At 61.4% G+C, this 24,986-nt stretch carries 24 protein-coding genes and 1 other annotated feature (1 of these 25 running past the window's edge); of the genes, 17 read left to right on the top strand and 7 right to left on the bottom strand.

The window, feature by feature from the left end; genetic code table 11:
- Window positions 1–203 (top strand) — a binding site (T-box leader) (it extends 13 nt beyond the left edge of the window).
- A gap of 39 nt (window positions 204–242) precedes the next feature.
- The 3 genes from KQI17_RS00905 to KQI17_RS00895 are packed head-to-tail and all read left to right on the top strand — an operon-like array spanning window position 243 to window position 4,114.
- Window positions 243–767, top strand: a complete 525-nt coding sequence (locus KQI17_RS00905; RefSeq protein WP_216494327.1) for a YcxB family protein — start codon at window positions 243–245, stop codon at window positions 765–767.
- A gap of 32 nt (window positions 768–799) precedes the next feature.
- On the top strand, window positions 800–1,435 hold the full coding sequence (locus tag KQI17_RS00900) for a hypothetical protein (RefSeq protein ID WP_216494326.1): 636 nt from the start codon (window positions 800–802) through the stop codon (window positions 1,433–1,435).
- Between the two features lie 36 nt (window positions 1,436–1,471).
- The gene (locus KQI17_RS00895; protein WP_216494325.1) at window positions 1,472–4,114 is read left to right on the top strand and encodes a valine--tRNA ligase; all 2,643 of its coding nucleotides are present in this window, start codon (window positions 1,472–1,474) and stop codon (window positions 4,112–4,114) included.
- Window positions 4,115–4,180: 66 nt separating this feature from the next.
- Here KQI17_RS00895 and KQI17_RS00890 read toward each other — a convergent pair whose 3' ends face one another.
- Window positions 4,181–4,324, bottom strand: coding sequence for a hypothetical protein (locus tag KQI17_RS00890; RefSeq protein WP_216494324.1), 144 nt, complete (start codon window positions 4,322–4,324; stop codon window positions 4,181–4,183).
- A 146-nt stretch (window positions 4,325–4,470) separates the two neighbouring features.
- Between KQI17_RS00890 and KQI17_RS00885 the strand changes: the two genes are divergently transcribed.
- A complete protein-coding gene (locus tag KQI17_RS00885; RefSeq protein ID WP_216494323.1) occupies window positions 4,471–5,493 on the top strand; it encodes an aldo/keto reductase in 1,023 nt (340 codons plus the stop codon).
- Between the two features lie 63 nt (window positions 5,494–5,556).
- Here the strand turns inward: KQI17_RS00885 and KQI17_RS00880 are convergent, their stop codons facing one another.
- The gene (locus KQI17_RS00880; RefSeq protein ID WP_216494322.1) at window positions 5,557–6,027 is read right to left on the bottom strand and encodes a pyridoxamine 5'-phosphate oxidase family protein; all 471 of its coding nucleotides are present in this window, start codon (window positions 6,025–6,027) and stop codon (window positions 5,557–5,559) included.
- Between the two features lie 203 nt (window positions 6,028–6,230).
- Here KQI17_RS00880 and KQI17_RS00875 point away from each other — a divergent pair, with 203 nt between their 5' ends.
- From KQI17_RS00875 to KQI17_RS00865, 3 genes are read left to right on the top strand one after another with little or no spacing between them, the layout of a single operon-like run.
- The gene (locus KQI17_RS00875; RefSeq protein WP_022018786.1) at window positions 6,231–6,536 is read left to right on the top strand and encodes an STAS domain-containing protein; all 306 of its coding nucleotides are present in this window, start codon (window positions 6,231–6,233) and stop codon (window positions 6,534–6,536) included.
- 11 nt (window positions 6,537–6,547) lie between these two features.
- The gene (spoIIAB, locus tag KQI17_RS00870; RefSeq protein ID WP_216494321.1) at window positions 6,548–6,991 is read left to right on the top strand and encodes an anti-sigma F factor; all 444 of its coding nucleotides are present in this window, start codon (window positions 6,548–6,550) and stop codon (window positions 6,989–6,991) included.
- A complete protein-coding gene (locus tag KQI17_RS00865) occupies window positions 6,988–7,704 on the top strand; it encodes a sigma-70 family RNA polymerase sigma factor (RefSeq protein ID WP_216494320.1) in 717 nt (238 codons plus the stop codon). The genes spoIIAB and KQI17_RS00865 overlap by 4 nt, the downstream gene beginning before the upstream one ends.
- On the opposite strand, the gene KQI17_RS00860 is transcribed toward KQI17_RS00865, so the two are convergent.
- From KQI17_RS00860 to KQI17_RS13750, 3 genes are read right to left on the bottom strand one after another with little or no spacing between them, the layout of a single operon-like run.
- Entirely contained in the window at window positions 7,586–8,455 is an 870-nt protein-coding gene (locus KQI17_RS00860) for a TIGR03915 family putative DNA repair protein (RefSeq protein ID WP_216494319.1), read from the bottom strand. The two genes, KQI17_RS00865 and KQI17_RS00860, sit on opposite strands and share 119 nt — an antisense overlap.
- A 14-nt stretch (window positions 8,456–8,469) precedes the next feature.
- The gene (locus KQI17_RS00855) at window positions 8,470–9,735 is read right to left on the bottom strand and encodes a putative DNA modification/repair radical SAM protein (RefSeq protein ID WP_216494318.1); all 1,266 of its coding nucleotides are present in this window, start codon (window positions 9,733–9,735) and stop codon (window positions 8,470–8,472) included.
- 4 nt (window positions 9,736–9,739) lie between these two features.
- A complete protein-coding gene (locus tag KQI17_RS13750) occupies window positions 9,740–9,865 on the bottom strand; it encodes a hypothetical protein (protein ID WP_022018790.1) in 126 nt (41 codons plus the stop codon).
- 184 nt (window positions 9,866–10,049) lie between these two features.
- On the opposite strand from KQI17_RS13750, the gene KQI17_RS00850 reads away from it, so the two are divergent.
- Window positions 10,050–12,521, top strand: coding sequence for an ATP-dependent helicase (locus tag KQI17_RS00850; RefSeq protein WP_216494317.1), 2,472 nt, complete (start codon window positions 10,050–10,052; stop codon window positions 12,519–12,521).
- Window positions 12,522–12,587: 66 nt separating this feature from the next.
- Here KQI17_RS00850 and KQI17_RS00845 read toward each other — a convergent pair whose 3' ends face one another.
- A complete protein-coding gene (locus KQI17_RS00845; protein ID WP_216494316.1) occupies window positions 12,588–13,211 on the bottom strand; it encodes an HAD family phosphatase in 624 nt (207 codons plus the stop codon).
- Between the two features lie 124 nt (window positions 13,212–13,335).
- Here KQI17_RS00845 and KQI17_RS00840 point away from each other — a divergent pair, with 124 nt between their 5' ends.
- Window positions 13,336–14,244 carry a DMT family transporter gene (locus tag KQI17_RS00840; RefSeq protein ID WP_216494315.1) on the top strand — a complete coding sequence of 303 codons (909 nt, stop codon included), beginning with the start codon at window positions 13,336–13,338 and terminating at the stop codon, window positions 14,242–14,244.
- Between the two features lie 80 nt (window positions 14,245–14,324).
- Here the strand turns inward: KQI17_RS00840 and brnQ are convergent, their stop codons facing one another.
- Window positions 14,325–15,680 (bottom strand): branched-chain amino acid transport system II carrier protein, encoded by a 1,356-nt coding sequence (brnQ, locus tag KQI17_RS00835; RefSeq protein WP_216494314.1) that lies wholly within the window; start codon window positions 15,678–15,680, stop codon window positions 14,325–14,327.
- Between the two features lie 280 nt (window positions 15,681–15,960).
- Here brnQ and KQI17_RS00830 point away from each other — a divergent pair, with 280 nt between their 5' ends.
- The 8 genes from KQI17_RS00830 to KQI17_RS00795 all read left to right on the top strand — a co-directional run bounded on the left by KQI17_RS00830 (window position 15,961) and on the right by KQI17_RS00795 (window position 24,974).
- Window positions 15,961–16,341 carry a BlaI/MecI/CopY family transcriptional regulator gene (locus KQI17_RS00830; protein WP_216494313.1) on the top strand — a complete coding sequence of 127 codons (381 nt, stop codon included), beginning with the start codon at window positions 15,961–15,963 and terminating at the stop codon, window positions 16,339–16,341.
- Window positions 16,338–19,571, top strand: coding sequence for a M56 family metallopeptidase (locus KQI17_RS00825; RefSeq protein ID WP_216494312.1), 3,234 nt, complete (start codon window positions 16,338–16,340; stop codon window positions 19,569–19,571). Before KQI17_RS00830 ends, KQI17_RS00825 begins: the two co-directional genes overlap by 4 nt.
- 185 nt (window positions 19,572–19,756) lie before the next feature.
- Complete coding sequence (gene pyrH / locus KQI17_RS00820) at window positions 19,757–20,473, top strand: UMP kinase (RefSeq protein ID WP_216494311.1); 717 nt, start codon at window positions 19,757–19,759, stop codon at window positions 20,471–20,473.
- Window positions 20,474–20,525: 52 nt separating this feature from the next.
- On the top strand, window positions 20,526–21,083 hold the full coding sequence (gene frr, locus KQI17_RS00815) for a ribosome recycling factor (protein WP_216494310.1): 558 nt from the start codon (window positions 20,526–20,528) through the stop codon (window positions 21,081–21,083).
- Window positions 21,083–21,832 carry an isoprenyl transferase gene (locus tag KQI17_RS00810; protein ID WP_216494309.1) on the top strand — a complete coding sequence of 250 codons (750 nt, stop codon included), beginning with the start codon at window positions 21,083–21,085 and terminating at the stop codon, window positions 21,830–21,832. The genes frr and KQI17_RS00810 overlap by 1 nt, the downstream gene beginning before the upstream one ends.
- A gap of 29 nt (window positions 21,833–21,861) precedes the next feature.
- Window positions 21,862–22,719: a phosphatidate cytidylyltransferase gene (locus KQI17_RS00805; protein WP_216494308.1), complete on the top strand. Its 858-nt coding sequence runs from the start codon at window positions 21,862–21,864 to the stop codon at window positions 22,717–22,719.
- Window positions 22,716–23,864, top strand: coding sequence for a 1-deoxy-D-xylulose-5-phosphate reductoisomerase (locus tag KQI17_RS00800; protein WP_216494307.1), 1,149 nt, complete (start codon window positions 22,716–22,718; stop codon window positions 23,862–23,864). Before KQI17_RS00805 ends, KQI17_RS00800 begins: the two co-directional genes overlap by 4 nt.
- 24 nt (window positions 23,865–23,888) lie before the next feature.
- Window positions 23,889–24,974, top strand: coding sequence for an RIP metalloprotease (locus tag KQI17_RS00795; protein ID WP_216494306.1), 1,086 nt, complete (start codon window positions 23,889–23,891; stop codon window positions 24,972–24,974).
- Window positions 24,975–24,986: the final 12 nt, after the last annotated feature.

Raw genomic sequence — 24,986 nt, 5'->3', positions numbered from 1 at the left:
AGCGGAAGAGTACGCGGCTCACGAAGCACAGAGAGAGGGCGGATGGTGCAAGTCCCTCGTGAGCGGGCCGCCGAAGTCACCGCGGAGCAGCCGGGCTGAACGATGCAGTAGGCCGGACGGGAACTCCCGTTACAGAGTCGCGAGTGTCCGCCGACCGGGCGGGAATTCAGGTGGTAACACGGACTTTTTGGTTCGCCCTGAGCAGAAATGCTCAGGGCGTTTTTCTTTGAAAGGAAGGCTCTATGGACTACTTTGTGCTGCGCTTTGACCACAGCTACCGGAAGGAAGATATTCTGGCTCTCAGCAAGCTGTCGAGCAGGATCATGCGCAAGTGGCGCAGCCGCATCATGCGCATCTTCTGCACGGTCTTGGGGATGGGGATTTTAGGGAGCGGCGTAGCTGTTCTGACGCTGCCGGGGATGACGCTGAATGGCATCGTATGGATCTTATTGGGCGTGATCCTGCTCCTCGTCTCTGTTTTCTACAACCGAATCAACGCATGGGGCACAAGGAAACAGACGCTTCAGGTCGAGAACTTGACGATAAAGTTCAGCGACGAGGGGCTGGCGCAGAGCAGCAGCAAGGCCGCGGCATCGGTGCCGTATCATGCGTTCGAGCGCTTGTATCACTATCGGGACCGCTATTTCCTCTTTGTGGACAAGCTGCACGCCTATATCCTGCCGAAGGATCGCTTTGTGGTCGGCGACAGTGCGGACTTCCGCGCGTTCATCGAGGCCAAGACCGGCAAAACGGTGGAATATATCTGAGCGAAAATCAAAACGATAACAGGAGAGAGAAGATGAAATTCGTATTTGAAGCCAAGGCGAGCGACTACGATCTCGCCGCCGAGCAGGAGATCCTGCTGCGCCACGTCAGCAACCGCAAGCGCAACTGGACGAGGGCTGTCATACTGTGCGCGGCGACGGTCGTGCTGTGTGTCCTGATCGTCGTATTCCGGCATAAGGACATGACGGAGGCCGTGCAGGTCGCGGCGCTGGTCGTCGGCGTGATCCTGTTCCAGCAGGGCTATCTGGACTATACGAGCGGCAACCCCAAGGCGTTTCTCAAGCTGCTCTACCGTGGGCGGAGGGATCAGACCTACGCCGACCTGAATAAGGTGCTGCGCATTGAGATCACCGAGGACAGCCCCGCCGTTGAAATTTACAACGAGGACGGCAAGGTCGGCGAGTGGGACTTCCAAAATCTCAACCGCGTGACCGAGAGCGACCGCATTTTTGAGCTTTGCCGCGGCGGCGGGCGCTCCAGACAATACCTTGCGCTGCCCAAGGACGCGCTCCGCGAGGGCACGGTCGAGGAGTTCCGCAGCTGCATGGATCGCTGGCTCAAGGGCGATAAGACCGTGGAATACTACGACATTTCCGAGCGCCGCCAAAAGCAGCTCATGAAGGCCAAGTATCAGCTTTTCAAGCATTAAAAATCAGAAATTTACCATAAAGACAGGAGAAAACCAATGAAAGAGCTACCGAAAGTGTATGAGCCCCAGCAGGTCGAGGGCCGCATCTACCGGATGTGGATGGACAACGACTGCTTCAAGGCGACCCCGGACCCCGACAAGAAGCCGTTTTCCATCGTCATGCCGCCGCCGAACGTCACCGGCCAGCTGCACATGGGCCACGCGATGGATGCGACGCTGCAGGATATCCTGACCCGCTTCAAGCGGATGCAGGGCTATGAGGCGCTGTGGCTCCCCGGCACCGACCACGCGGGCATCGCCACGCAGATCAAGGTCGAGGAGGAGCTGCGCACCAAGGAGGGCCTGACCCGCTACGACCTTGGCCGCGAGAAGTTCCTTCAGCGCGTGTGGGAATGGAAGGAAAAGTACGGCAACCGCATCGTCGAGCAGCAGAAGAAGATGGGCGCGAGCTGCGACTGGTCCCGCTCCCGCTTCACGATGGACGAGGGCTGCTCCAGGGCCGTGCGCGAGACCTTCTGCGAGCTGTACGACAAGGGCCTCATTTATAAGGGCAGCCGCATCATCAACTGGTGCCCGCATTGCCTGACGGCGCTGTCCGACGCGGAGGTCGAGTACGTCGATAAGCCCGGTCACCTCTGGTATATCCGCTACCCGCTCGCCGACGGCAGCGGCGACATCGTCGTCGCCACCACCCGTCCTGAGACGATGATGGGCGATACCGGCGTCGCGGTCAACCCCGAGGACGAGAAGTTCAAGCACCTCATCGGCAAGAAGTGCATCCTGCCGATCATGAACCGCGAGATTCCCATCGTGGGCGACGAGTACTGCGAGATCGGCTTCGGCACGGGCGCGGTCAAGATGACCCCCGCCCACGACCCGAACGACTTCGAGGTCGGCCTGCGCCACAACCTTGAGGTCATCCGCGTTATCGCCGACGACGGCACCATCAACGAAAACGGCGGCCCCTACAACGGCATGGACCGCTACGAGTGCCGTAATGCCATCGTCAAGGACCTTGAGGAGCAGGGCTACCTCGTCAAGACCGAGCCGTACTCCCACAACGTCGGCACCTGCTACCGCTGCCACAACGATGTCGAGCCCCTCATCTCCGCGCAGTGGTTCGTGAAGATGGAGCCGCTCGCCAAGGAGGCCATCCGCGTCGTGCAGGACGGCACCATCAAGTTTGTGCCCGAGCGCTTCACCAAGACCTATATCAACTGGATGGAGAATGTGCATGACTGGTGCATCTCCCGCCAGCTGTGGTGGGGTCACCAGATCCCCGCGTGGTACTGCGACGACTGCGGCCACATCAATGTCAGCCGCGAGGACCCAAGCAAGTGCGAAAAGTGCGGCAGCACGCACCTCACCCGCGAGGAGGACGTGCTCGACACCTGGTTCTCCTCCGCACTCTGGCCGTTCTCCACGCTCGGCTGGCCCGATCTGGACTCCGCCGACCTCAAGTACTGGTATCCCACGTCCGTCATGGTCACGGGCTACGACATTATCTTCTTCTGGGTCGCGCGCATGATCTTCTCCGGCATGGAGCAGATGAAGAAGGAGCCATTCAAGACGGTGTTCATCCACGGCCTCGTCCGCGACGACAAGGGCCGCAAGATGTCCAAGTCCCTCGGCAACGGCATCGACCCGCTGGAGATGGCGGAGAAGTACGGCGCGGACGCGCTGCGCTTCAACCTCATCACCGGCAACTCTCCCGGCAACGACGCGCGCTTCTACGTTGAGAAGTGCGAGGCTATGCGCAACTTCGCCAACAAGATCTGGAACGCGAGCCGCTTCGTGATGATGAACCTCACCATCGACCATGTCGAGCTGCCCGAGCAGCTGGAGCTGGAGGATAAGTGGGTGCTGAGCAAGCTCAACACGCTCGTGAAGGAAGTCACCGACAACATGGACGCCTTTGAGATCGGCGTCGCGTCCGCAAAGGTCTACGACTTCATCTGGGACACCTACTGCGACTGGTTCATCGAGCTGTGCAAGGCTCGCCTGACCGGCGACGACGAGTGCGCGAAGATCAACGCGCAGAACGTGCTGTGCTATGTGCTGATCGAAACGCTCAAGCTGCTGCATCCGTTCATGCCGTTCATCACCGAGGAGATCTATCAGGCTCTGCCGCATACGGCCGAGGACAAGGGCGAGTTCATCATGTTGCAGAAGTGGCCGGAGTACCGCACCGAGCTCAGCTTCCCGCAGGAGGAAGAGGCGATGGGACTCATCATCGACGCCATCACCGCCATCCGCGCCCGCCGCAACGAGATGAACGTCGCGCCCTCGAAGAAGGTGCATTACACCATCGCCACCGCGCACGCGGACACCTTTGCGCGCGGCATTCCGTTCTTCAAGCGCCTCGCCTCCGCGAGCGACGTGACCGTTGCCGACGCGAATATCCCCACGCCGGACGGTTCGATCGAGGTCGTGACCCATGCCGCGCGCGTGCTGATGCCGCTCGCCGAGCTGGTGGACTTCGAGAAGGAGCTGGCCCGCATCGCCAAGGAAAAGGCGAACGCAGAAAAGCAGCTCGCCGGCATTGAGAACAAGCTCTCGAATCAGGGCTTTATCGCCAAGGCGCCTGAGGCCGTCGTCAACGGCGCCCGCGAGGACGCGGCCAAGCTCCGTGCTCTCATCGAGAAGCTCGACGCCTCCGCCGCCGCGATGAAGAAGTAAAAGACATCCAAAACGCCCTGCCGCAGGACCTCCCGCGGCAGGGCGTTTACCATATAAGGCGTGTGATTACTTCTTTTTCATTTCCCTAATACACATGACAACGATATAGATCAGATAACCCAGGAAAATAACGACTGCGGGAAGGACCATAACGACGAAAAAGAAGATTGTGACGTATTGCGCTAACGCTTCATAGATGAACTCTCCCATAAAAGTCCTCCTCTCAAATTCCGGCTTGTCTATGATATTTTTATGGTAGCAGAGAGATGTGAGAAAGTCAACGGCAAAGTGAGGGCTTTTCAAGTCCCTGTTCTTTTGTTATACTTACCTTACTATCAAAGGAGGGTGACACACCTATGCAGAAGATCGAATTCGGCTCCACCGGCCTTGTGATCGAAAAGAACGGCTTCGGCTGCCTGCCCATTCAGCGCATCAGCGAGACGGAGGCGGTGAAGCTGCTGCACAAGGCCTGCGACGGCGGCATCAATTTCTTCGACACCGCCCGCGCGTATTCTGACAGCGAGCAGAAGGTCGGCGCGGCCTTTTCCGGGATGCGCGACCGGATCGTGCTGGCGACCAAGACCGGCGCGCAGACCGCCGAGGGCTTCTGGCGCGACCTTGAGACCAGCTTGCGCACACTCAAGACCGACTACATCGACATTTACCAGTTCCACAATCCGGCCTTCTGTCCGAAGCCGGGCGGCGAGGACGGTCTGTACGACGCGGCGCTCGAGGCAAAAAAGCAGGGGAAGATCCGCCACATTTCCATCACGAACCATCGCCTTGCGGTGGCGCAGGAGGCCATCGACTCCGGGTTATACGCCTCGCTGCAATTCCCGTTCAGCTATCTTGCCGGGGAACAGGAGCTCGCATTGGTCGAGGGCTGCCGCGCGCACGGCATGGGCTTTATTGCGATGAAGGGCATGGCCGGCGGCCTGCTCCGCGACGGCTTGACCGCGGCGGCCTGGATGGCGGCGCAGGAAAATGTGGTGCCCATCTGGGGTGTGCAGCGGGAGAGCGAGCTGGATCAGTTTTTGCAGTGCATCCGCGAGGGTGCGGAGCTGACGGACGAGCGCCGCGCGACGATCGAGCGCGACCGCCGGGAGCTTTGCGGCGAGTTCTGCCGCGGCTGCGGCTACTGTATGCCGTGCCCCGCGGGCATCGAGATCAACCAGTGCGCGCGTATGTCGCTGATGCTGCGCCGCGCGCCGGCGCAGGCGTGGCTCACCGAGGAATGGCAGGCCAAAATGCACCAAATCGAGCAGTGCAGGCACTGCGGACATTGCATAGCAAAGTGCCCCTACGGCCTCAACACCCCGGAGCTGCTGCAGGCAAACTACAAGGATTACTGGGAGGTTCTGGCGCAGAGCCGGAAGTAAAACCACCGTACCGTCAGAACAAAGAGCATATCGGGAAAGCGCAGGGAGACTCCCTGCGCTTTTTCAATGCTTTTTTGCCTTTGCGCTCAGCGACCTGACCCGGATGGCGAGAACCGCCACACCGCGCGCCTGCTCTTCCGTAAAGGTATCCTCACGGCCTGCCATGTGGCGCATGAGCGCGGAGAGCGCATCGAGCTTTTCCGCCCCCTCAATGAGCTCTGCCGTGCCGCTGCCGATGACGGAGGCATAGTAGTAGCCGTAGCCGCAGGCGTGGTCGGCGGACTGCAGCTCGCCGCGGCAGTCCATTTCAAAGGATATGCGTGGGTCGCGGCGCAGCAGCTCGAGCTTGCGGCCTTCCCTGGCGCTGTGGCAGTAGAAGGTAAAAACGCCATCCGCGAAGCGGTAGCCGAAATTGAGCGGGATGATGTAGGGGAGTCCCTGTTCATCAAGCATAGCAAGGCGAATAACTTTACATTCATTGACAATGGAGAGGATCTCCCGGCTGTCGGTGATCTCGCGGTCGTTTCTGCGCATGACACTGCCTCCTTATATCGGGCCGTTCGGCCCTTGATATGATAGCAGCATTTTACAATGTCCGATGGGAAAAGAGCAAGCGAAAAAAAGACAGAACAGGCAAAAAGAAACGGAATGGCACATTCTTTCGACAAAAAAACGGCTGCGGACAGGCTATACTGAAGGCGCACAGAGGTGCAGAACGAGCAAGAGGAGGTCGGGACATGGAGGTTCTGACAAGAACAAACGGAAGAGAGATGACGCTTGCGATCAGCGGAGAGCTGGATCACCACGGCGCGCACGGCGCGATGCAGCAGATCGACCACGCGCTCGACGCGGCGCTGCCGCTGTCGCTGACGATGGACCTTTCGGGAGTGTCCTTCATGGATTCCTCCGGGATCGCCGTGGTGCTGCGCGCACACCGCCGCATGGCGGCGCTCGGCGGAAGTCTGATCGTCACCGGCGTGCCGGCGCAGGCCCGAAAGGTTTTCGACGCGGCGGGGGTACCGCGTCTGGTCACAATGCAGTAAGGAGGAAGGATATGAAAAAGAGCAGCAACTACATAAAACTGGAGTTTCTCAGCCGCAGCACGAACGAGGGCTTTGCCCGCAGCGCGGTCGCGGCCTTTGCGTCCCAGCTCGACCCGACGCTCGACGAGCTCGGCGACATTAAGACGGCGGTGAGCGAGGCGGTGACAAATGCCATCGTTCACGCCTATCCCGATACGCTTGGAAAGATCGTGGTTCGCGTGCGCCTGCTGGACGGCGGCGTGCTGGAGATCGCAGTATACGACTGGGGACGCGGCATTGCGGACGTGGAGAAAGCACGCGAGCCGCTCTTTACGACCGGAGGCGAGGAGCGCAGCGGTATGGGCTTCACCATCATGGAGAGCTTCATGGATACGCTCAAGGTCCGCTCCCGCCCAGACAAGGGGACCGTCGTGACCATGCGCAAAAGGATCGCGCAGCGCACAGGCCGCGCATGAGCACAGCCGAGACCTTTGCCCTGCTCGAAGCGGCGCAGAGCGGCGACGAGGAAGCCGGCGAGCGTGTACTGCGGGAGAATACCGGCCTGATCTGGAGCGTCGTGCGCCGCTACAATGGCCGCGGCGTGGAGACGGAGGACCTCTACCAGCTCGGCTGCATCGGATTTCTAAAGGCTGTTAAGGGATTTGACCTTACATATGGAACGCAGTTTTCCACCTACGCCGTACCGAAGATCGCGGGTGAAATACGGCGATTTCTCCGTGACGACGGCGCGATAAAGGTGAGCCGGACTCTGCGCGAGCGGTCGCAGAGCATCTACAGTGCGCGGGAGAAGCTGCGGGTGCAGCTCGGACGCGAGCCTGTCCTCTCTGAGCTTGCGGAGGAGACCGGCTTGAGCGTCGAGGAGATCGCGGATGCCGACCTTGCCTCTGCCGCGCCGGAGTCCTTTCAGCAGGAGATGGGCGACGGGCTAACGCTGGAAACGCTTCTCGGCACGGAAAGCCCGGAGGAGAGCCTGATCGAGCAGCTTTCCCTTCGCGCGGCGATCGACCTGCTGCCGGAGCGGGAGCGCATGACGATCCTGCTGCGTTTTTTCAAGGCGCTGACGCAGGAGCAGACGGCGCGGGTGCTTGGCGTGTCGCAGGTGCAGGTATCGCGGCTGGAGCGCCGGGCGCTGCAAAAGCTGCGCACAGCGATGGAGACGGAGGGATAGCGTCCGGATCGGACTGAAGCTCCGTCAGCAGCGGCCAGAAGCGCTTCGGCATGTGCGACATGCGGAGCTTTGGGTTTTCCCGTTCGCGGATGGCGATGGTGTCATAAAAGCAACGCCAGAGCCGGCGATAGCGCTTTTCCGTCTCGTCGGGCGGAGCCATGACGAACTCCTCCAGCGGTACGATGGCAGAATGACCGTCGGCATAAAAGAGAGCCTCGCGGTGCGTGCGGTCATAGAGAAAAAAGGTCTCATTGTGGCAGCGCTGGCAGAAGTGACCGCGCAGAAGCGGCAGAACGCGGTTTTTCGGCTCGATTTCGGCGGCAAGCGCGCCGCCGATGTCGGAAAAGCGCACGAAGCCGCGGTATTGCTCCAGCTCGCCGTTCAGCTGCCGCACAGCGCGCAGCAGGGGATGGTACGTTTCATCGGAAAGGCGCTGCAGCAGCGGCTTTCCCTCGCGGTAGAGCTTGGCGGCAAAGCGATAGATGGCAAGCTCTTTTTCGGGCAGGCATGTCCAGTACGCGCGGCGCAAAAATGGTCCGACCTCCGGCGAAAAGCGCCGGAAGCCTTCGTATACGCGGCGTGCGTGCGCCGCGTCCGTCGTGACGGCGCGGACCTCATACAAGCATGGCTCGAGCTCTCCGGTGCGGAAAAACGCGGCGGGGAGCTCCTTTTGCGTGTAGCTTTCGTAGATGCAGCACAGAAGTCCATCGAAGCTGCCGTCGTATTCATAAACGACCTCGCGCCATGCCATAAAAAAACTCCTCATTATGCCGGCTCAAAGAGTGAGAGCTGGTCGAGCGGTCCCGCCGGGAGCGAGGCACGCTCCGTGGCGGTCAGATTGCGCCGGACCCCCTCGAGCGAGAGCCGCAGCGGTGCGGTGCTTCGGCCAGAGCAGGTGAGAAAATACTGCGCCCGCTTGAGCACGACGCCGAGCTTTTTGAGGTCCTCGGCGCGCAGCGCCCCGCCGCGGCGCGCGACAAGGATGCGCTTCGCGCTGACCACGCCGATGCCTGGAACGCGCAGCAGCGCTTCGTAATCCGCGCGGTTGACCTCGACCGGGAAGAAGTCGGGGTGCCGCAGCGCCCAGCAGCACTTGGGATCGAGCAGCGGGTCGAAGTCCGGCTGGCCTTCGTCGAGCAGCTCGCCGGCGCGAAAGCCGTAGAACCGCAGCAGCCAGTCCGCCTGATAGAGCCGGTGCTCGCGCAGAAGAGGCGGCTTGGTATCCAGAGACGGTAAGAGCGTATTTTCCACCACCGGCACATAGGCCGAGTAGAAAACACGCTTGAGGTGATAGGTGTCATAGAGCGACTGCGTCAGCGTCAGGATGCGGCGGTCGCTCTCTCCGGTCGCGCCAACGATCATCTGCGTGGCCTGCCCCGCGGGGGCAAAGCGCGGCGCGTGACGGTATTTGACCAGCTCGCGCCGGTTTTCCTGTCCGCGGTCCGCGATGAAGCGCATGGGCCGCAGCACGGCGGCTTTTGTCTTGTTCGGCGCGAGGGCGCGCAGCGACGCTTCGCTCGGCAGCTCGATGTTGACGCTCAGACGGTCGGCGAGCATCCCAAGCTGCTCGACCAGCTCCGGCGAGGTGCCGGGGATGGCCTTTGCGTGGATGTAGCCGTTGAAGAGGTATTCGCGGCGCAGAATGGACAGCGCGCGGATCATCAGCTCCGTCGTGTAGTCCGGCGAGCGCAGCACGCCGGAGGAGAGAAAGAGCCCTTCAATATAGTTGCGCCGGTAGAACTGGATGGTCAGGTCGGCAAGCTCCTCGGGCGTGAAGGTCGCGCGGCGCGTTTCGTTCGTGCGCCGGTTGACACAGTATTTGCAGTCGTACATACAGTCGTTCGAGAGCAGTACCTTGAGCAGCGTGATGCACCGTCCGTCCGCGGAAAAGCTGTGACAGCAGCCCATGACGCCGGATGAGGTGCAGCCGATCTTGCCGCGTTCAAAGCCGCGCTTGGCCCCCGAGGAGGTGCAGGCCGCGTCATACTTGGCAGCGTCCGCTAAAACGGAGAGCTTATCCAGAAGCTCCATACCGTTATCCGCGTGCACGGACGCGGCGCGTCTTGCGGCGCGGCTGGTCGAGATAGGTGATGACCTTCATCAGATTCGCCGTGACGGCAGTGATGCCGAGCAGCACAAAGATCGTCGTGGAAGCAGCCATGTTCATACCCTCCAAATCGTTCTAAAACTCTTGTTCTAATCGCATTATAAATAGAACAAACGTGCTTGTCAATAGAAAATAGAACAAATTTTTTATTTCTTTGCAAAATTTAGGGAAAAACGGTTGACCGGGGAGGGGAGATGCGGTAGAATCAAGGAGAATTTTGAGAAAACAGGTGGAACGCATGAGTGATTTTTCTTCCCGCTTCTGCGCGGCGCGCCGCGCGTGCATTGCGTGGGATTTTGCAAAGCTGAATCCGGAGCAGCGGCGCGGCGTCCTGACGACGGAGGGGCCGCTGCTGCTGCTCGCGGGCGCGGGCAGCGGCAAGACGACCGTGCTCATCAACCGCATCGCAAATCTTTTGACCTATGGCCGCGGGAGCGACTGCGGCGAGGTCCCCGCCGGTGCGTCGGAGGACGATCTCGCTTTCCTTGAGAATTATCCCGCTCAGCCGACCGCAGACGAGCGCCGCCGGATGCGGCAGCTCTGCGCGGTGGAGCCGCCGGCGCCGTGGCAGGTGCTCGCCGTGACCTTTACGAACAAGGCGGCGAAGGAGCTGCGCGAGCGCCTGGAGGCGTTCGGCATCGCGGGCGCGGGCGACATCTGGGCGCTGACCTTCCACTCGGCCTGCGTGCGCATTCTGCGCCGTGACATTGATAAGCTCGGCTTCTCCAACGACTTTACCATCTACGATACCGACGACTGCAAGCGCGTGGTGAAGGATATTCTCAAGGAGATGGATCTGGACGAAAAGACCTTTTCTCCGCGCGAGGTGCTCGCGGTCATCTCCAAGGCGAAGGACGAGCTGCTCTCGCCGCAGGACTTCTCGAAGAAGTGGGCGGGCAGCGGCGACTGGAAGCGCGAGCGCGTCGCCAAAATTTACGCGCGCTACGACCGCATCCTCTGCGAGGCGAACGCGCTGGACTTCGACGACCTTATTCTTCATACGGTGCGGCTGCTGCAAAACGAGCCAGATGTACGAGCGTACTACCAGCGCAAATTCCGCTACATCCTCATCGACGAGTATCAGGACACGAACCGGATGCAGTACGAGCTGGTGCGGCTGCTTGCGGACGGCCATCGCAACATCTGCGTGGTCGGCGACGACGACCAGAGCATCTATCGCTTCCGCGGCGCGGACATCTCCAACATTCTGAATTTTGAAAAGGAATACAAGGGTACGCGCACGATCCGTCTCGAGCAGAACTACCGTTCCACGCAGAATATTCTTGACGCGGCGAACGCTGTCATTAAAAATAACGTCGGCCGTAAGGGCAAGACGCTTTGGACCGACGCGGGCAGCGGCGAAAAGGTGACCATCAAGACCGTGTTCAACGAGCAGGACGAGGCGAACTTTGTCGTCTCCGGCATGATGACGGACTTCAACCGCGGCAAGAACTGGCGCGACAACGCGGTGCTCTACCGCATGAACGCGCAGTCGAACGCGCTGGAATACGCGCTCAAGCGCAACGGCATCCCGTATCAGGTCGTCGGCGGCATGAAATTCTTTGACCGCGCCGAGGTCAAGGATATGCTGGCCTACCTCGCGCTCATCAACAATCCTTCGGACGATCTGCGGCTGCGGCGCATCATCAATACGCCCGCCCGCGGCATCGGCAATGCGAGCGTCGAGCGTGTGCAGACGCTGGCCGCCGAGCAGGGCGTGCCGATGATGACCGTCCTCCGCGCGGCGGGGGAATACGCGGCGCTCAAGACCGCCGCGGCGCGGCTGGAGAAATTCGCCGCCATGATCGACGCGCTGCACGACGCGGCGGGAGACACGGAGCTTGCGGACTTCTACGACCTCGTGTGCGAGCAGTCCGGCTATCTCCGCGCGCTGGAGGACAAGGGCGATATGGAGAGCCGCGGGCGGCTGGAGAACGTGCAGGAGCTCAAGTCCAACATCCTCGCCTTCCTCGACGGCGAGCCGGAGGACGCGACGCTCGCGGGCTTCCTCAACGAGATCGCGCTCTATACCGACCTTGACAGCGCCTCGACCGACAACTGCGTGACGCTCATGACGATGCACAGCGCCAAGGGACTGGAATTTCCCTGCGTCTATGTCGTCGGCATGGAGGAGGGTATTTTCCCGGGAAATCGCGCCGTCGGCGACGAGGAGGAGCTGGAGGAGGAGCGCCGCCTCTGCTACGTTGCCATGACGCGTGCCAAGGAAAAGCTGACGCTGACGAACGCGCGGCAGCGTATGCTCTTCGGCCGCACGACGCCGAACGCGCCCTCGCGCTTTTTGAGCGAGATCCCCGCCGAGAACGTCAACTGGCTCTCAAAGCCCTCGGCGGAGCCGCGCAGCCGCTACGACGAGGACTATGCCGACGGCTACGGCAGCTTCGGTCGAAGCTCGGGCTTCGGCAGCGGCTACGGCAGCCGCGGCGGCTCGGTGACGACCGGCTTTTCCGGCACGGTCGCGCGCCCGACGCACGCGAAGGCCGCGGTCAGCGCCGCGGCGAAGCCGGCCGCGGGCAAACCGACGTTACAGCTTTCCGCGGGCGATCAGGTCAACCACAAGACCTTCGGCGACGGCATGGTGATCTCGGTCACGCCGATGGGCGGCGACGCGCTCATCGAGGTGGCGTTTGAACAGGTGGGCACGAAAAAACTGATGCTCAAGACCGCCGGCGTCCACATGACCAAAAAATAACAAGGAGCGAAGCACAGAAATCTCCTGTGCTTCGCTCCTTTTCAACGATTGTAATGCAGTTATGCTTTACAGCATTTCACCAAAGTCGCGGATGAAGCGGTCGCAGACGAGCGGCATTTCGTCCTTCGTGCCCTCGAAAAACGGGTCGTACACGCCGATGACCGTCATGCCGCTCGCCTTGGCGCTGCGGCAGGACTTGACCGAGTCGTCGAAGAAAATACACTCCTGCGGCGTGATGCCGAGCAGCTCCGTCGCCTTGGCGAAGATCGCGGGATCGCTCTTGTCCATGCCCAGCTCCTGCGCGAAAATGACGCGCTCGAAGCAGCGGTTCAGGTCGTGGACGGCGAGTGCCGTTTTGCAGTGCGCGGGGACGCAGCTCGTGAAGACCGCCATACGCTCGCCCTGTGCGCGGAGCTTTTCCAGATACTCGCGCACATGGGGCTTGAGCGCGACGTGAGCGTAGTTGTCCTTCGCCAGCTCCATCCACTCCGCCATGATCTCATCCGTGCTTTCGGAGAGATGGCAGTATTCCTTGGTGAACACGGCGGCGAGGGGGAAGATAGTGTGCGCCACGCCCTCGTAATACTCCTTGGTATAGGGGTAGCCGCGGCGGGCGAGAAAGGTGCGGTCCACCTCTGCCCAGATGCCGTTGGAGTCGATGAGCGTGCCGTCAAGATCGAAGAGATACATGGAAAGGCTCCTATTAAAAAAATTTTCACAGGGGGATTGCCAAACGCGGCGCTTTTTGCTACGATAGGCGATATTCTTGTTTCGTTAAGAATTATATCATCTTTGAAAGGGGCAGGCAAGTGCTATGAAAAAGAGAAATACAAAGCAAGTGATCCTGCCGCTCATCACTTCATTCATTTGGGGCAGCTCGTTCGTGGCACAGAGCCTCGGCGCGGGAAAAGTGGGCGGCTTTACCTTCACGGCGGCGCGTTCGATCCCCGCCGTGCTGGTGCTGGGGGCGCTCGTGCTCATCCTGCAGCGCGTGCGGCACGAGGAAAAATACACGCCGCAGCAGAAAAAGGACCTGCTGGAGGGCGGTCTCGTGTGCGGCATTTTTCTGACGCTCGGCACGAACCTGCAGCAGTTCGGCATTGCCGATACCACGGCGGGCAAGGCGGGCTTCATCACGGCACTCTACATCGTGCTCGTGCCGCTTGCCGGTATGTTCCTCGGGAAAAAGGCAAACAAACGGCTGTTCCTCTGCGTTCTGATCGCGGTGGTCGGTCTTTACTTCCTTTGCTTCACGGGCAGCGAGGGCGCGATGAGCTTCGGACGCGGCGACTTCCTCGTTTTCCTGTGTGCCTTTGCCTTCACGGGGCATATCCTCTGCGTGGACCATTATGTGCAGAAGGTGGACGGCATCGCGCTCTCCTGCGTGCAGTTCGCGGTGATGATGATCCTCTCCACCGTCTGTGCCTTCACCTTCGAAACGGTCGATTTCGCGGCGCTCGGCGAGTGTACGTTCTACATCCTCTACATCGGCATCCTCTCGAGCGCGGGCGGCTACACGCTGCAAATTCTCGCGCAGAAGGACGGCGACCCGACGGTCGTCTCGCTGCTGCTGAGCCTGGAGTCCTTCTTCGCCGTGGTCTGCGGGGCCATCATCCTGCACGAGCGCATGAGCGGACGGGAGTACCTCGGCTGCGCGCTGATGCTCACGGCGGTGCTCCTCTCGCAGCTGCCGGAGAAGACAGCGGAGCCGCAGAAAAAATAAGATAGAGAAAACGGAAAAACGGCTTGGGACACGATGGCGTGTCTCAAGCCGTTTCTTCATGGAATGTCAGGAGCAAAGGATCAGTCGTTTGCCTTGCCGCGAACGAAGTGGAGGACCAGACCGATAACGAGTCCCAGCAGCGCGGGAAGAACCCAGAACAGCCCGAGCTTCGCCAGCGGCAGGGTCTCCCGCAGCATCGCGAGGACGCCGTCCAGCCGACAGGTGGCGAGCAGCGGCGCGGGCAGCGCGGCGGCAAAGTCGTAGAGTGCGCCGGCGAGCGTCAGCGCGGTCGTCCAGACAAAGACGGCGCGGTCGTAGGCGAAGAATTTCCCGAAAAGGGAGAGCACGATCAGCGTGATGGCGAGGGGATAGAGGAACATCAGCACGGGGACGGAGTAGCCGATGATGGAGCTCAGGCCGAAGTTGGCGAAGAGCAGGGAGACAAGGCTGAAGATCACCGCCCAGACGCGGTAGGTGGGGCCCTTGGGGAAGAGGCCCGTGAAGGTCTCCGCGCAGCTGGTGATGAGACCCACGGAGGTCTTGAGACAGGCGAGCGTCACGGTCGCGGCGAGGATCAAAAGGCCGACGGAGCCGAGGTAGTGCTGCGCGATCTGCGCGAGGGCGATGCCGCCGTTTTCCGAGGTCTCGAACAGTCCGCGGCTCTGCACGCCGACGACGGTGACGGCGACGTAGATGGCGGCCATCAGCAGACAGCTGAAAATACCCGCGCGGACAGTGCTGCCCGCCACGGCGTCCGGCTCGGTCACGCCGAGGCCACGGATGACCTGTACGACCACGATGCCGAAGGCAAGGCTTGCCAGCGCGTCCATGGTGTTGTAGCCCTCGAGGAAGCCGGTGAAGAAAGGCTGGGCGGCGTAAGCGCCCTCCGGTACGACCGCGCCGACGGCGGCGCCGGGGCGGAGCATCGCCACGATGACCAGAATGCCGAGGAACAGCAGGAAGCAGGGGTTGAGCACCTTGCCGACCCAGACGAGGATCTTGCCCGGGCGGAGCGAGAAGAACAGCGCCGCGGCGAAGAAGGCGGCGGAGAACGCCAGCAGGTAGAGCCGCGTATTGCCGCCCTGCGGCAGCACCTGCTCCAGTCCCACGGTGAAGGAGGTGGTGGCGCAGCGGGGGATGGCGAAGAACGGCCCGATGGTCAGGTAGAGCAGGCAGGTGAAGAACATAGAGTAGGGCTTGCCCACGCGGCTGCCGAGCTCAAAGAGTCCGCCGGAGCGGCTGATGCCGAGCGCCGCTACGCCGAGCAGCGGCAATCCGACGCCCGTTACGCAGAAGCCTATGACCGCGGGCCATATGTTTGCGCCGGCCATCTGACCCATGTGAACGGGGAAGATGAGGTTTCCGGCGCCGAAGAACATACCGAAGAGCATACTGGCAACGTAGGTGTAGTCGCGGCCGCTGAGCTTCTGTTTCATTTTCATTTCTCCTTTTTCATTTCCACCCGCCGGGTTCGATCCGCGCGGTGCAGAATGTTTGAAAATCAGTTTACCACAGCGGCGGAGAATGGGCAATCGGCATAAGCGATAAAAAACCATGCGGGGAGCTTGCCTTTCTTCAAAGAACGAATAGACCTTCCGTGGACGGGCGGCGGAACGGCGTGGAAAAAGATTTTTCAAAAAGTGTTGACAAGTGTAACCAACTATGCTACATTGTGTTTACAACAGTAACCAAAATCCGGAAAAAGGAGGACGGCAAATGGAAAAATTTGATCTTGCGCCCGCCGAATGGAACATCATGGAATGCCTGTGGGAGCGCGCACCGCAGACCGGCCGCGAGCTGACCGAGCAGATGGAGGCCAGCATGGGCTGGAGCCGCAGCACGACGCTGACGCTGCTGCGGCGCATGGTCGGCAAGGGCGTTGTGACGTGCGACACGGAGGGGACGAAGAACACCTTTTCCCCCGCGGTGCGCCGTGAGGACGCGGCGCTTGCCGAAACAGAGACCTTTTTAGACCGCGTCTATCAGGGAAGCCTGAGCATGATGGTCAGCGCCATGACGCGCAGACAGGCCATCTCCAAGGAAGAGATTGACGAGCTTTATGAGCTGCTGCGGCAGATGGAGGAGGGAACAAAATGATGCAGTGGATCGTTTCATCCAGCGTTTTGATCCTGGTGGTCATCGCGCTGCGCTATGTGCTGCGCGGGAAGCTCAGCCTGCGGATGCAGTACGCCCTGTGGCTGCTGGTGCTTGTGCGCCTGCTCGTTCCGGTGAGCTTCGGCGCGAGCGATCTGAGCGTGATGAACGCCGTGCCCGAGCGCGCGCCGACCGTGCAGCAGGGGACTTACAAGCAGGACATCGTCGGCGAGCGGAACGACGCGCCCGCGAACGCCGGTACCGTCGGCATTCCGGCACAGAGCATGAACGAGGCGGCCCCGCCGGACCTCGTACAGAACGTCACGACCGCGACGGTGACCGCGCCGACGGTCGAAAAGACCGACTGGGCGCGGATCGCAAAAACCGTCTGGCTCGCCGGCGCGGCGGCGCTGGGACTGGTGTTCCTCGCCGTGAACCTGCGCTTCGGCAAGAAGCTGCGCCGCTCGCGTGAGCGCGTGGAGGAGACCGACGCCTGCCTGCCGGTCTACGAGAGCGGTGAGACGGATACGCCGTGCCTGTTCGGCGTGGCGAAGCCGAGCATTTACGTCACACCCGACACGCGCACGGAGGCGGAGACGCTGCGCTACGCGCTCGCCCATGAGCAGACGCACTACCGCCACGGTGACAACCTTTGGGCGGTGCTGCGCGGCGTGTGTCTGGCGCTGCATTGGTACAACCCGCTCGTGTGGTGGGCGGCGGAGCTTTCCCGCCGCGACGCGGAGCTGGCCTGCGACGAGGCGACCATCCGCCGCATCGGCGAGAGCGAGCGCGCCGCCTACGGCCGCACGCTGATCCGTATGACCTGTGAAAAGCGCCCCGCGCTGCTCGTCACCGCCACGATGATGACCGACAGCGGCAAGGGGCTCAAGGAGCGCATTTCCCTGTTGGTGAAGAAGCCGAAGACGGCGGCGTATACCGCCATCGCCGTGCTGCTCATCGCGGGCCTTTCGGTCGCCTGCACCTTCACCGGCGGCAGGGACGATGCGGAGCTGGCTGACCCATTCGGCAGGGATTACGAGGCGGCGGAGGTCATGTATCAGGCGCCGGAATATGATTTCAGCCTGACGGCCGATACCGCGCCGTATTTCCGCATCGGGGCGGACGGCCAGAGCCTTACGGTCGTTGATCTCAACCGAAACGGCCTGCCTGCAGAAAACCTCTACGGTGCGCTGGAGGAATATACTCTGACCAAGGAAAACTTCGACGATCGCTTCCGCGCCGCCGAGGACGGTACCTCCGGCTGGGCGGACAAGACGGGGAGCGCTGCGTCGCTGCGCCGCGAGAACGCGAAAGCGTGGCACTGCACGGCGGCGGAGGACCCCTCGTGGCCAGAGGAAATCTACCTTCTTCAGCAGAAGGACGGCACGCTCTATCTCATCATGGGCTATGACTGTGAGGCGTCCGAGCGCTTTCCGGACGGACTGCATTTCTTCCGCTGGCTGTTCCGCCTGACCGAAAAGGCCGTGCCGACCTATGACAGCATGGAGGCCTACGCCCTCTCCGTCATCAACGCGCTCAAGCAGCCGAACGGCTACACCTACTGCATTCTCCCCGATGGCGCGCAGAGCAGCGCGGACGGTACGCCGATCGAGGTCACCGAGGCGGCGGCCGATGTGCGCGTGACCGAGCTGGAGAAGCTCGGCGACTGCGCGGACCTCGCGCCGGACGGCACGCTGGAGCTGTGGAGCTTCAGCTATGAGGTCAAGCCCGAGGACAAGGCGGGCGCGCTGCCCGACCGCTTCTTCTGGGTCGGCGGCAACAACATCACCGACGACGGCTACATCTCCGACGGCTTCTATTACTACCTCACCGTGCTCCGCACGAACGGCGAGCCGGGCGTCTACAAGCTGCTCGACAGCCACATGGCGAACGACGGACTGTGGTACAACGGCTGCACCTACACGAGCGCCTATGAATACCTCTACGACTTCTACGCGGACTACGCGAGCCTTGACGTGCCGCGCTATATGATCCATGTCTATTTCAACGGCGATGAGCTCAGCCGTGAGAATGTGGCGCAGACCAGTGACGACTGCGAGGCGCGCCGCTATGACGGCGACGGCTGGTACATCTATCTTTCTACCGTCGTATGGAAAAAAACGAAGGGCGAGGACAGCTGGTACTCCGGCTATTATACCGGCAGCGCCCTGCGCGTGGACAAGAGCTACGACAGCGTGAAGGCGATGGAGGACTTCTACCGCGACAGCGGCTTTACGCTCAAGCAGTATCGCGAGGGCGCGGCGCTCAGCGGTCCGTGGCTGCGCTATGATGCGGAGAGCGGCACGCAGTTTGCAAACTATCTTGCCGAAAATACCGCCGAGGGCGGCTGCTACATCATCTCGACCTACTGGGTGCCGACCGACGAGATCGTGACGAACCAGTGGGGCGAGTGGGACAAGGGCGCGCAGGTGGAGCGCGAGGCGATCTGGCTGCGTGGGATGGCGCAGAGCTTCACGGTCGCGCCGGGACTTGAGAGACAGTATGAGGCCCCAGCGGAGGAGTCGGCTTCCCAGCCGACGGAGCCGGAGGTGACCGTGGAGCCTGCGACGGCGGAAAAGACACCCGAGGAGCTCCGCGCGGACATCCTGAAAACAGCGGATAGAACGCTTGAACAGGGCGGCTATCTTTGGTACATCGCGGACGGAGCGCTCAGCCGCTGCGACGCGAACGGCGGCGTCGAGCAGCTCTACAAGCTGCCGAGCAGCGAGCTTTCGCCGGTCCTGATCGAAAAGCTCAATGTTTACGATGATATGGTTTTGCTCGCCTATCGCGTGGGCGGGGGCTTTATGGGCAGCACGAAGCAGTGCTTATTTAACAGTAAAACAGGAGGCGTGGCCTATGAGCTTGCCGACTGCGCCGATTTTTTGATCGACGGGGACACGGTCGTCAAGACCGACAGCTTCGCCGCGCCGACGACGGGCAATCTGAGCATCTCTCGTGACCGGGGAAAGACTTGGGAAAAGCTCGGTGATCCGAGCTATATATACGACCGCCCCGTCACGCTTCGGGAGGACGGAAGCATAAGCGCTGACGCGACCTCCAATACCTTCCAGCTGGAGGGAGGGTATCTCTACACGACGGGCGCTTACTGGGGCGAGGGAAGCGCCCAGCCGGACGAGGCGGTACCGGTGCGTGTTGATCTCGCCACCGGTGAGACGGTGGTGCTCAACAACGAAACCGCCCCGACTGATGAGAGCCAGACAGCCGCATAAGGCATATTGCGGCGATCTGAGCAAAAAAACCGAATCACGCGGGAGCCGCGGGCGGGATCGCCCGCGGCTCTCTTTCTGCGCCGAAAAAAGAAAAGTTTTCAATTTACCCCCTATGCAAAACGGAAAAAATACGCTACAATGTAGCTGTTAAAATATGAACCGTTCGCAGGGAGGAACAGACAAACATGGAGAAACCGAAATATCGGCGCGTCCTGCTCAAGATCAGCGGCGAGGCGCTCGCGGGCGACAAGCACTTCGGCTTGGACTTCAGCGTCATCGGTCAGGTGACGGACGTCATCAAGGAGTGTGTGGAGGCCGGCGTACAGATGGGCATCGTCATCGGCGGCGGCAACTTCTGGCGCGGCGTGAAGAACGGCGAGGGCTACATCGAGCGCACCCGCGCCGACCACATGGGGATGCTGGCTACGGCGATGAACTGCATGGCGGTCGCCGACGTGCTGGAGCAGAAGGGTGTGGACGTGCGCATCCAGACCGCGCTGGAGATCAAGGAGGTCGCGGAGCCTTATATCCGCGCCCGCGCCATCCGGCACCTTGAGAAGGGCCGCGTGGTCATCTTCGGCTGCGGCATCGGCTCGCCGTTTTTCTCCACGGATACCGCGGCGGTGCTCCGCGCGGCGGAGATCAACGCGGACGTTATCCTGCTGGCGAAGAACATCGACGGCGTGTACAACGCCGACCCCGCGAAGGTCGCGGACGCGGTGAAGTACGACGCCATCTCCTACGAGGACGTGCTGGCCCAGCACCTCGCGGTGATGGATTCCACGGCGACCTCACTGTCGATGGACAACCACATTCCCGTGCTCGTGTTCGCGCTCAAGGACCCCAAGAACATCCTGCGCGCCGTGATGGGCGAGAAGATCGGTACGATCGTCGGCGAATGAGTCGGCGTCGCAAGATAAAATGCAAAAATCAAAATTTGAGGAGGCTATCCCCATGTTGAAGGATGAATACAAGGTTTACGAAGAAAAAATGAGAAAGAGCATCGACTCCGTCGCCGCCGACTTCGCCGCCGTGCGCGCGGGCCGCGCCAACGCCGCCGTGCTCGACCGCATCAGCGTGGACTATTACGGCACGCCGACGCCCATCCAGCAGATCGCGTCCATCGGCTCGCCCGATCCGCGTCAGCTGCTCATTCAGCCGTGGGACGCGAGCGCCGTGAAGCTCATTGAGAAGGCGATCCTGAACTCCGACCTCGGCATCAATCCGCAGAACGACGGCAAGGCCATTCGCCTGACCTTCCCGCAGCTGACCGAGGAGCGCCGCAAGGAGCTCGTCAAGCAGATCCGCAAGTACGCCGAGGGCGGCAAGGTCGCCATCCGCAACATCCGCCGCGATGCGATGGAGACCTTCAAGAAGAAGCAGAAGGCCAGCGAGCTGACCGAGGACGATCTGAAGATCGCCGAGAAGGACCTGCAGAAGCTCACCGACGATATGTGCAAGGAGCTGGACGCCCTGCTCGAGAAGAAGGAAAAGGAACTGATGGAGGTCTGATGGGACTTTTCACCAAAAGACAGCTCACGGGGCAGGTTGACAAAAACAGCCTGCCTCGTCATGTTGCCGTCATCATGGACGGCAACGGACGCTGGGCGCAGAAGCGCGGGCTTCCGCGCTCGGCGGGCCACAAGGCGGGCGCGGAGAGCTTCCGCCGTCTCGGTACCTACTGCAAGAAGCTCGGCATCGACTACCTGACGGTCTATGCCTTTTCCACGGAAAACTGGAAGCGCCCGCCCGAGGAGATCGACGGCATCATGCAGCTTCTGCGCCGTTATCTCCACGAGTGCATCGACACGATGGAGCGCGACGGCAACCGCCTGCGCTTTCTCGGCGACCTGAGCGTGCTGGACGACGACCTCAAGGAGCTGATCCGGGAAACGAATGAAATTTCCGCGCGCATCGAGGGCTTTCAGGCGAACGTCTGCCTCAACTACGGCGGGCGGGACGAGATCGTCCACGCGGCCCGCGCCTTCGCGCGCGACTGCGCGGCGGGGGAGAAGCGGAGCGACGCGCTGACGGAGGAGATGTTCTCGCAGTATCTCTATTCCAATGGCCTGCCCGACCCCGAGCTGCTCATTCGTCCGGGCGGAGAGAAGCGCATCAGCAACTATCTTCTCTGGCAGTGCGCGTACAGCGAGTTTTACTTCTGCGATACGCTCTGGCCCGACTTTGACGAGCGGGAGTTTGACAAGGCGCTTATCGCCTATCAGCACCGGGAGCGGCGCTTCGGCGGCGTGAAGCCGTAAGAGAAAAACAGCCCGAAAGGGGAAACACTATGAAACAAAGATGGCTTGTGGCCATAGTTGGCCTGCCTTTGCTGCTGCTGGTCCTGCTGGCTTGCCCACAGTGGGCGACGACGCTGCTGGTCTGCGCCATTTCCGGCGTTGCGGCCTATGAGCTGCTGCACGTGGCGGGGAAAAATATCGGCAAAGCGGTCTATGCCGTGACGATCCTCTGCGCAGTGGCACAGGTCTGGGTGATCTATGATGTGCGCAAATGGTACGAGGTCACCGTTCCGCTGCGCGGCGGCGCACCGTTTGACAAGTGTCTGATCCTGCCGTGGGTGCTGGTGATGTTCCTGTTTTATGAGGCCGTTGCCCGCTATGGGAAAGGAAACGATCTGCCCTTCACCGATGTGGCGACGGGCATCGTCGCGGGTGCCGTGCTGCCGACGATGTACAGCTGCATCCTGCTCCTGCGCTGCGTGCCGGAGTACGGCAAACTCTATGTGCTTGCGCCGTTTTTTATCGCTTTCGCGGGCGATTCGCTCTCGATGGGCTTCGGCATGTGGTTCGGCAAGCGCAAGATGGCGCCCCACGTCAGCCCGCACAAGACCTGGGCGGGCGGCATCGGCGGCCCTATCGGCAGCGCGCTCGGTATGCTGCTGCTCGGCTTCATCGGACAGAGATGGCTCGGTTATGCGCCGGACTATCTGGAGCTGGTCAAGGTCGGCGCGGGCGCCAACCTTTTCGGCCAGCTCGGCGACCTTTCCCTGTCGCTCATCAAGCGTGAGGCAGGCATCAAAGACTACAGCCATCTTTTCCTCACGCATGGCGGTATGCTCGACCGCTTTGACTCTACGCTCTTCATTGCACCCATCGTATATCTTTTTGTGGGGACTGGCGCGATATGACAAGGAGTATTGCTTTACTCGGCTCGACCGGCTCCATCGGCCGCCAGACGCTGGAGGTCGCGCGGGAGCTGGGGCTGACCGTCGCGGCGCTGACCGCTAATTCGAGCGTTGATCTCATCGAACAGCAGGCGCGGGAGTTTTGCCCGCGTCTTGCCGTGCTTTATGACAAAGCGGCGGCTGCCGAGCTGCGCGAGCGCCTGCGGGACACGAAAACGCAGGTGCTCTCCGGTATGGAGGGCCTGCTCGCCGCCGCGACCGCGGAGGACGCCGACACGGTGGTGACCGCCGTGGTCGGCATGATCGGTCTGAAGCCCACGCTTGCCGCCATCGAACAGGGCAAGCGCATCGCGCTGGCCAACAAGGAGACGCTGGTGTGCGCGGGCACGCTCGTGATGGACGCGGCGGAGAAGTTCGGCGCGGAGATCGTGCCGGTGGACAGCGAGCACAGCGCGATTTTTCAGTGTGTGCAGGGCTGCCGTGACCGCAGCGAGATCAAGCGATTGATCCTGACCTGCTCGGGCGGGCCGTTCTACGGTCTTACCCGTGAGCAGCTTGCGGGCAAGACGCGCGCCGACGCGCTTCGTCACCCCAACTGGACGATGGGCGCGAAGATCACCGTCGATTCCGCGACGCTGATGAACAAGGGCCTTGAGATCATCGAGGCCATGCGGCTCTACCGTCTGCCGCTGCGGCAGGTGGATGCCATCATCCACCGCCAGAGCATCATCCACTCGCTGGTGGAGTACCGCGACGGCGCAATGCTCGCGCAGCTCGGTACGCCCGACATGAAGCTGCCCATCCGCTACGCGATGACCTATCCCTATCGTGCGGAAACGCCGGACCGGACGCTCGACCTGCTCTCCTGTCCGCCGCTGACCTTTGCCGCGCCCGATGAGGAGACGTTCCGCTGCCTGAAGCTCGCGCGTCAATGCGCCGCGGTCGGCGGAACAGCCTGCGCCATCCTCAACGGTGCAAATGAGGAGGCAGTCGGTGCGTTTTTGCGGGACGCGGTGGGCTTCAACGACATTCCTGCGCTGGTGGAAGCGGCACTGGGAACGGTGGAGCAGGTCTCCGCGCCGACGCTGGAGGAGATCCTCGCGGCGGATCACGCGGCGCGCGAAGCGGTACGCGCGCACATCCAATAAGCAAGTTCCATAAGGAGTTATTTCATGTATATCATCGCTGCCATTTTGATCTTCGGCGTGCTCATTGCCGTGCATGAGCTCGGACATTTTCTTGCCGCAAAGGCCTGCGGCGTGCGTGTGAACGAGTTTTCCATCGGCATGGGCCCGGCCATCTTCCACACGACAAAGGGCGAAACGGAATATTCGCTGCGCCTTCTGCCCATCGGCGGCTTTTGCGCGATGGAGGGCGAGGACGAGGAAAGCGACGACCCGCGCGCGCTGGAGAAGCAGGGCTTTTGGAAGAAGCTGCTGATCTTCGTCGCAGGCGCGGCGATGAATTTTCTGACCGGCTTTGTCATCATGCTCTGCCTGTACGCGGGCGCCCAGGGCTTCTATACGGCGGAGATCGTCGAGCTTGACCCGGCATTTCCCCAGCAGGGCGAAAACGGCATCATGGTCGGCGACGTGATCTGGGCCATCAACGGCGAGCGCATCTATCTCAAAAGCGACGTTTCCACGGTGCTCGGCGTGGTCGATCTGGATGAAAACGGCACCATTGAAATGACGGTCAAGCGCGGCAGCGAGAAGCTCAAGCGCACGCTGACGCTGCAGACCTATACGGACGAAAACGGCGCGGAGGTGCGCCGCTACGGCTTCACCTATGGAGGCATCGTGGAAGCGACGCCGCTCGTGCGGCTGCAATACAGCTGGTACAATACGCTCGATTTTGTGCGCCTTGTACGCATGAGCCTGATGATGCTGGTGAGCGGCTCGGCAGGACTGGACGATCTCAGCGGGCCGGTCGGCATTGTCTCGACCATCAAGGACGTGGGCGAGGAGGCGCAGGAGGAGGCCGAGAAGAACAATCAGAACGGCTTCGCCGCGGCGGTGGAGAGCATTCTCTATTTCGGTGCGCTCATCGCGGTCAACCTTGCCGTGATGAACCTGCTGCCGCTGCCGGCGCTCGACGGCGGCAAGGTGTTCTTCCTCGTGATCAACACGCTGGCGCTGGCGATCTTCAAGCGTCAGATCCCGCCGAAATATGAGAACTATATCCACATGGCAGGCTTTGCCCTGCTGATGGCGCTGATGCTCTTCATCACGTTCCACGATGTGATGAAGCTGCTGTGAGGAGGGAAGAAG

Source organism: Oscillibacter sp. MSJ-31 (assembly GCF_018918025.1).
GTDB lineage: Bacteria > Bacillota > Clostridia > Oscillospirales > Oscillospiraceae > Hominicoprocola.
The sequence above is the reverse complement of the archived record's forward strand: the minus strand, read 5'-3'. Positions and strand labels throughout refer to the sequence as shown.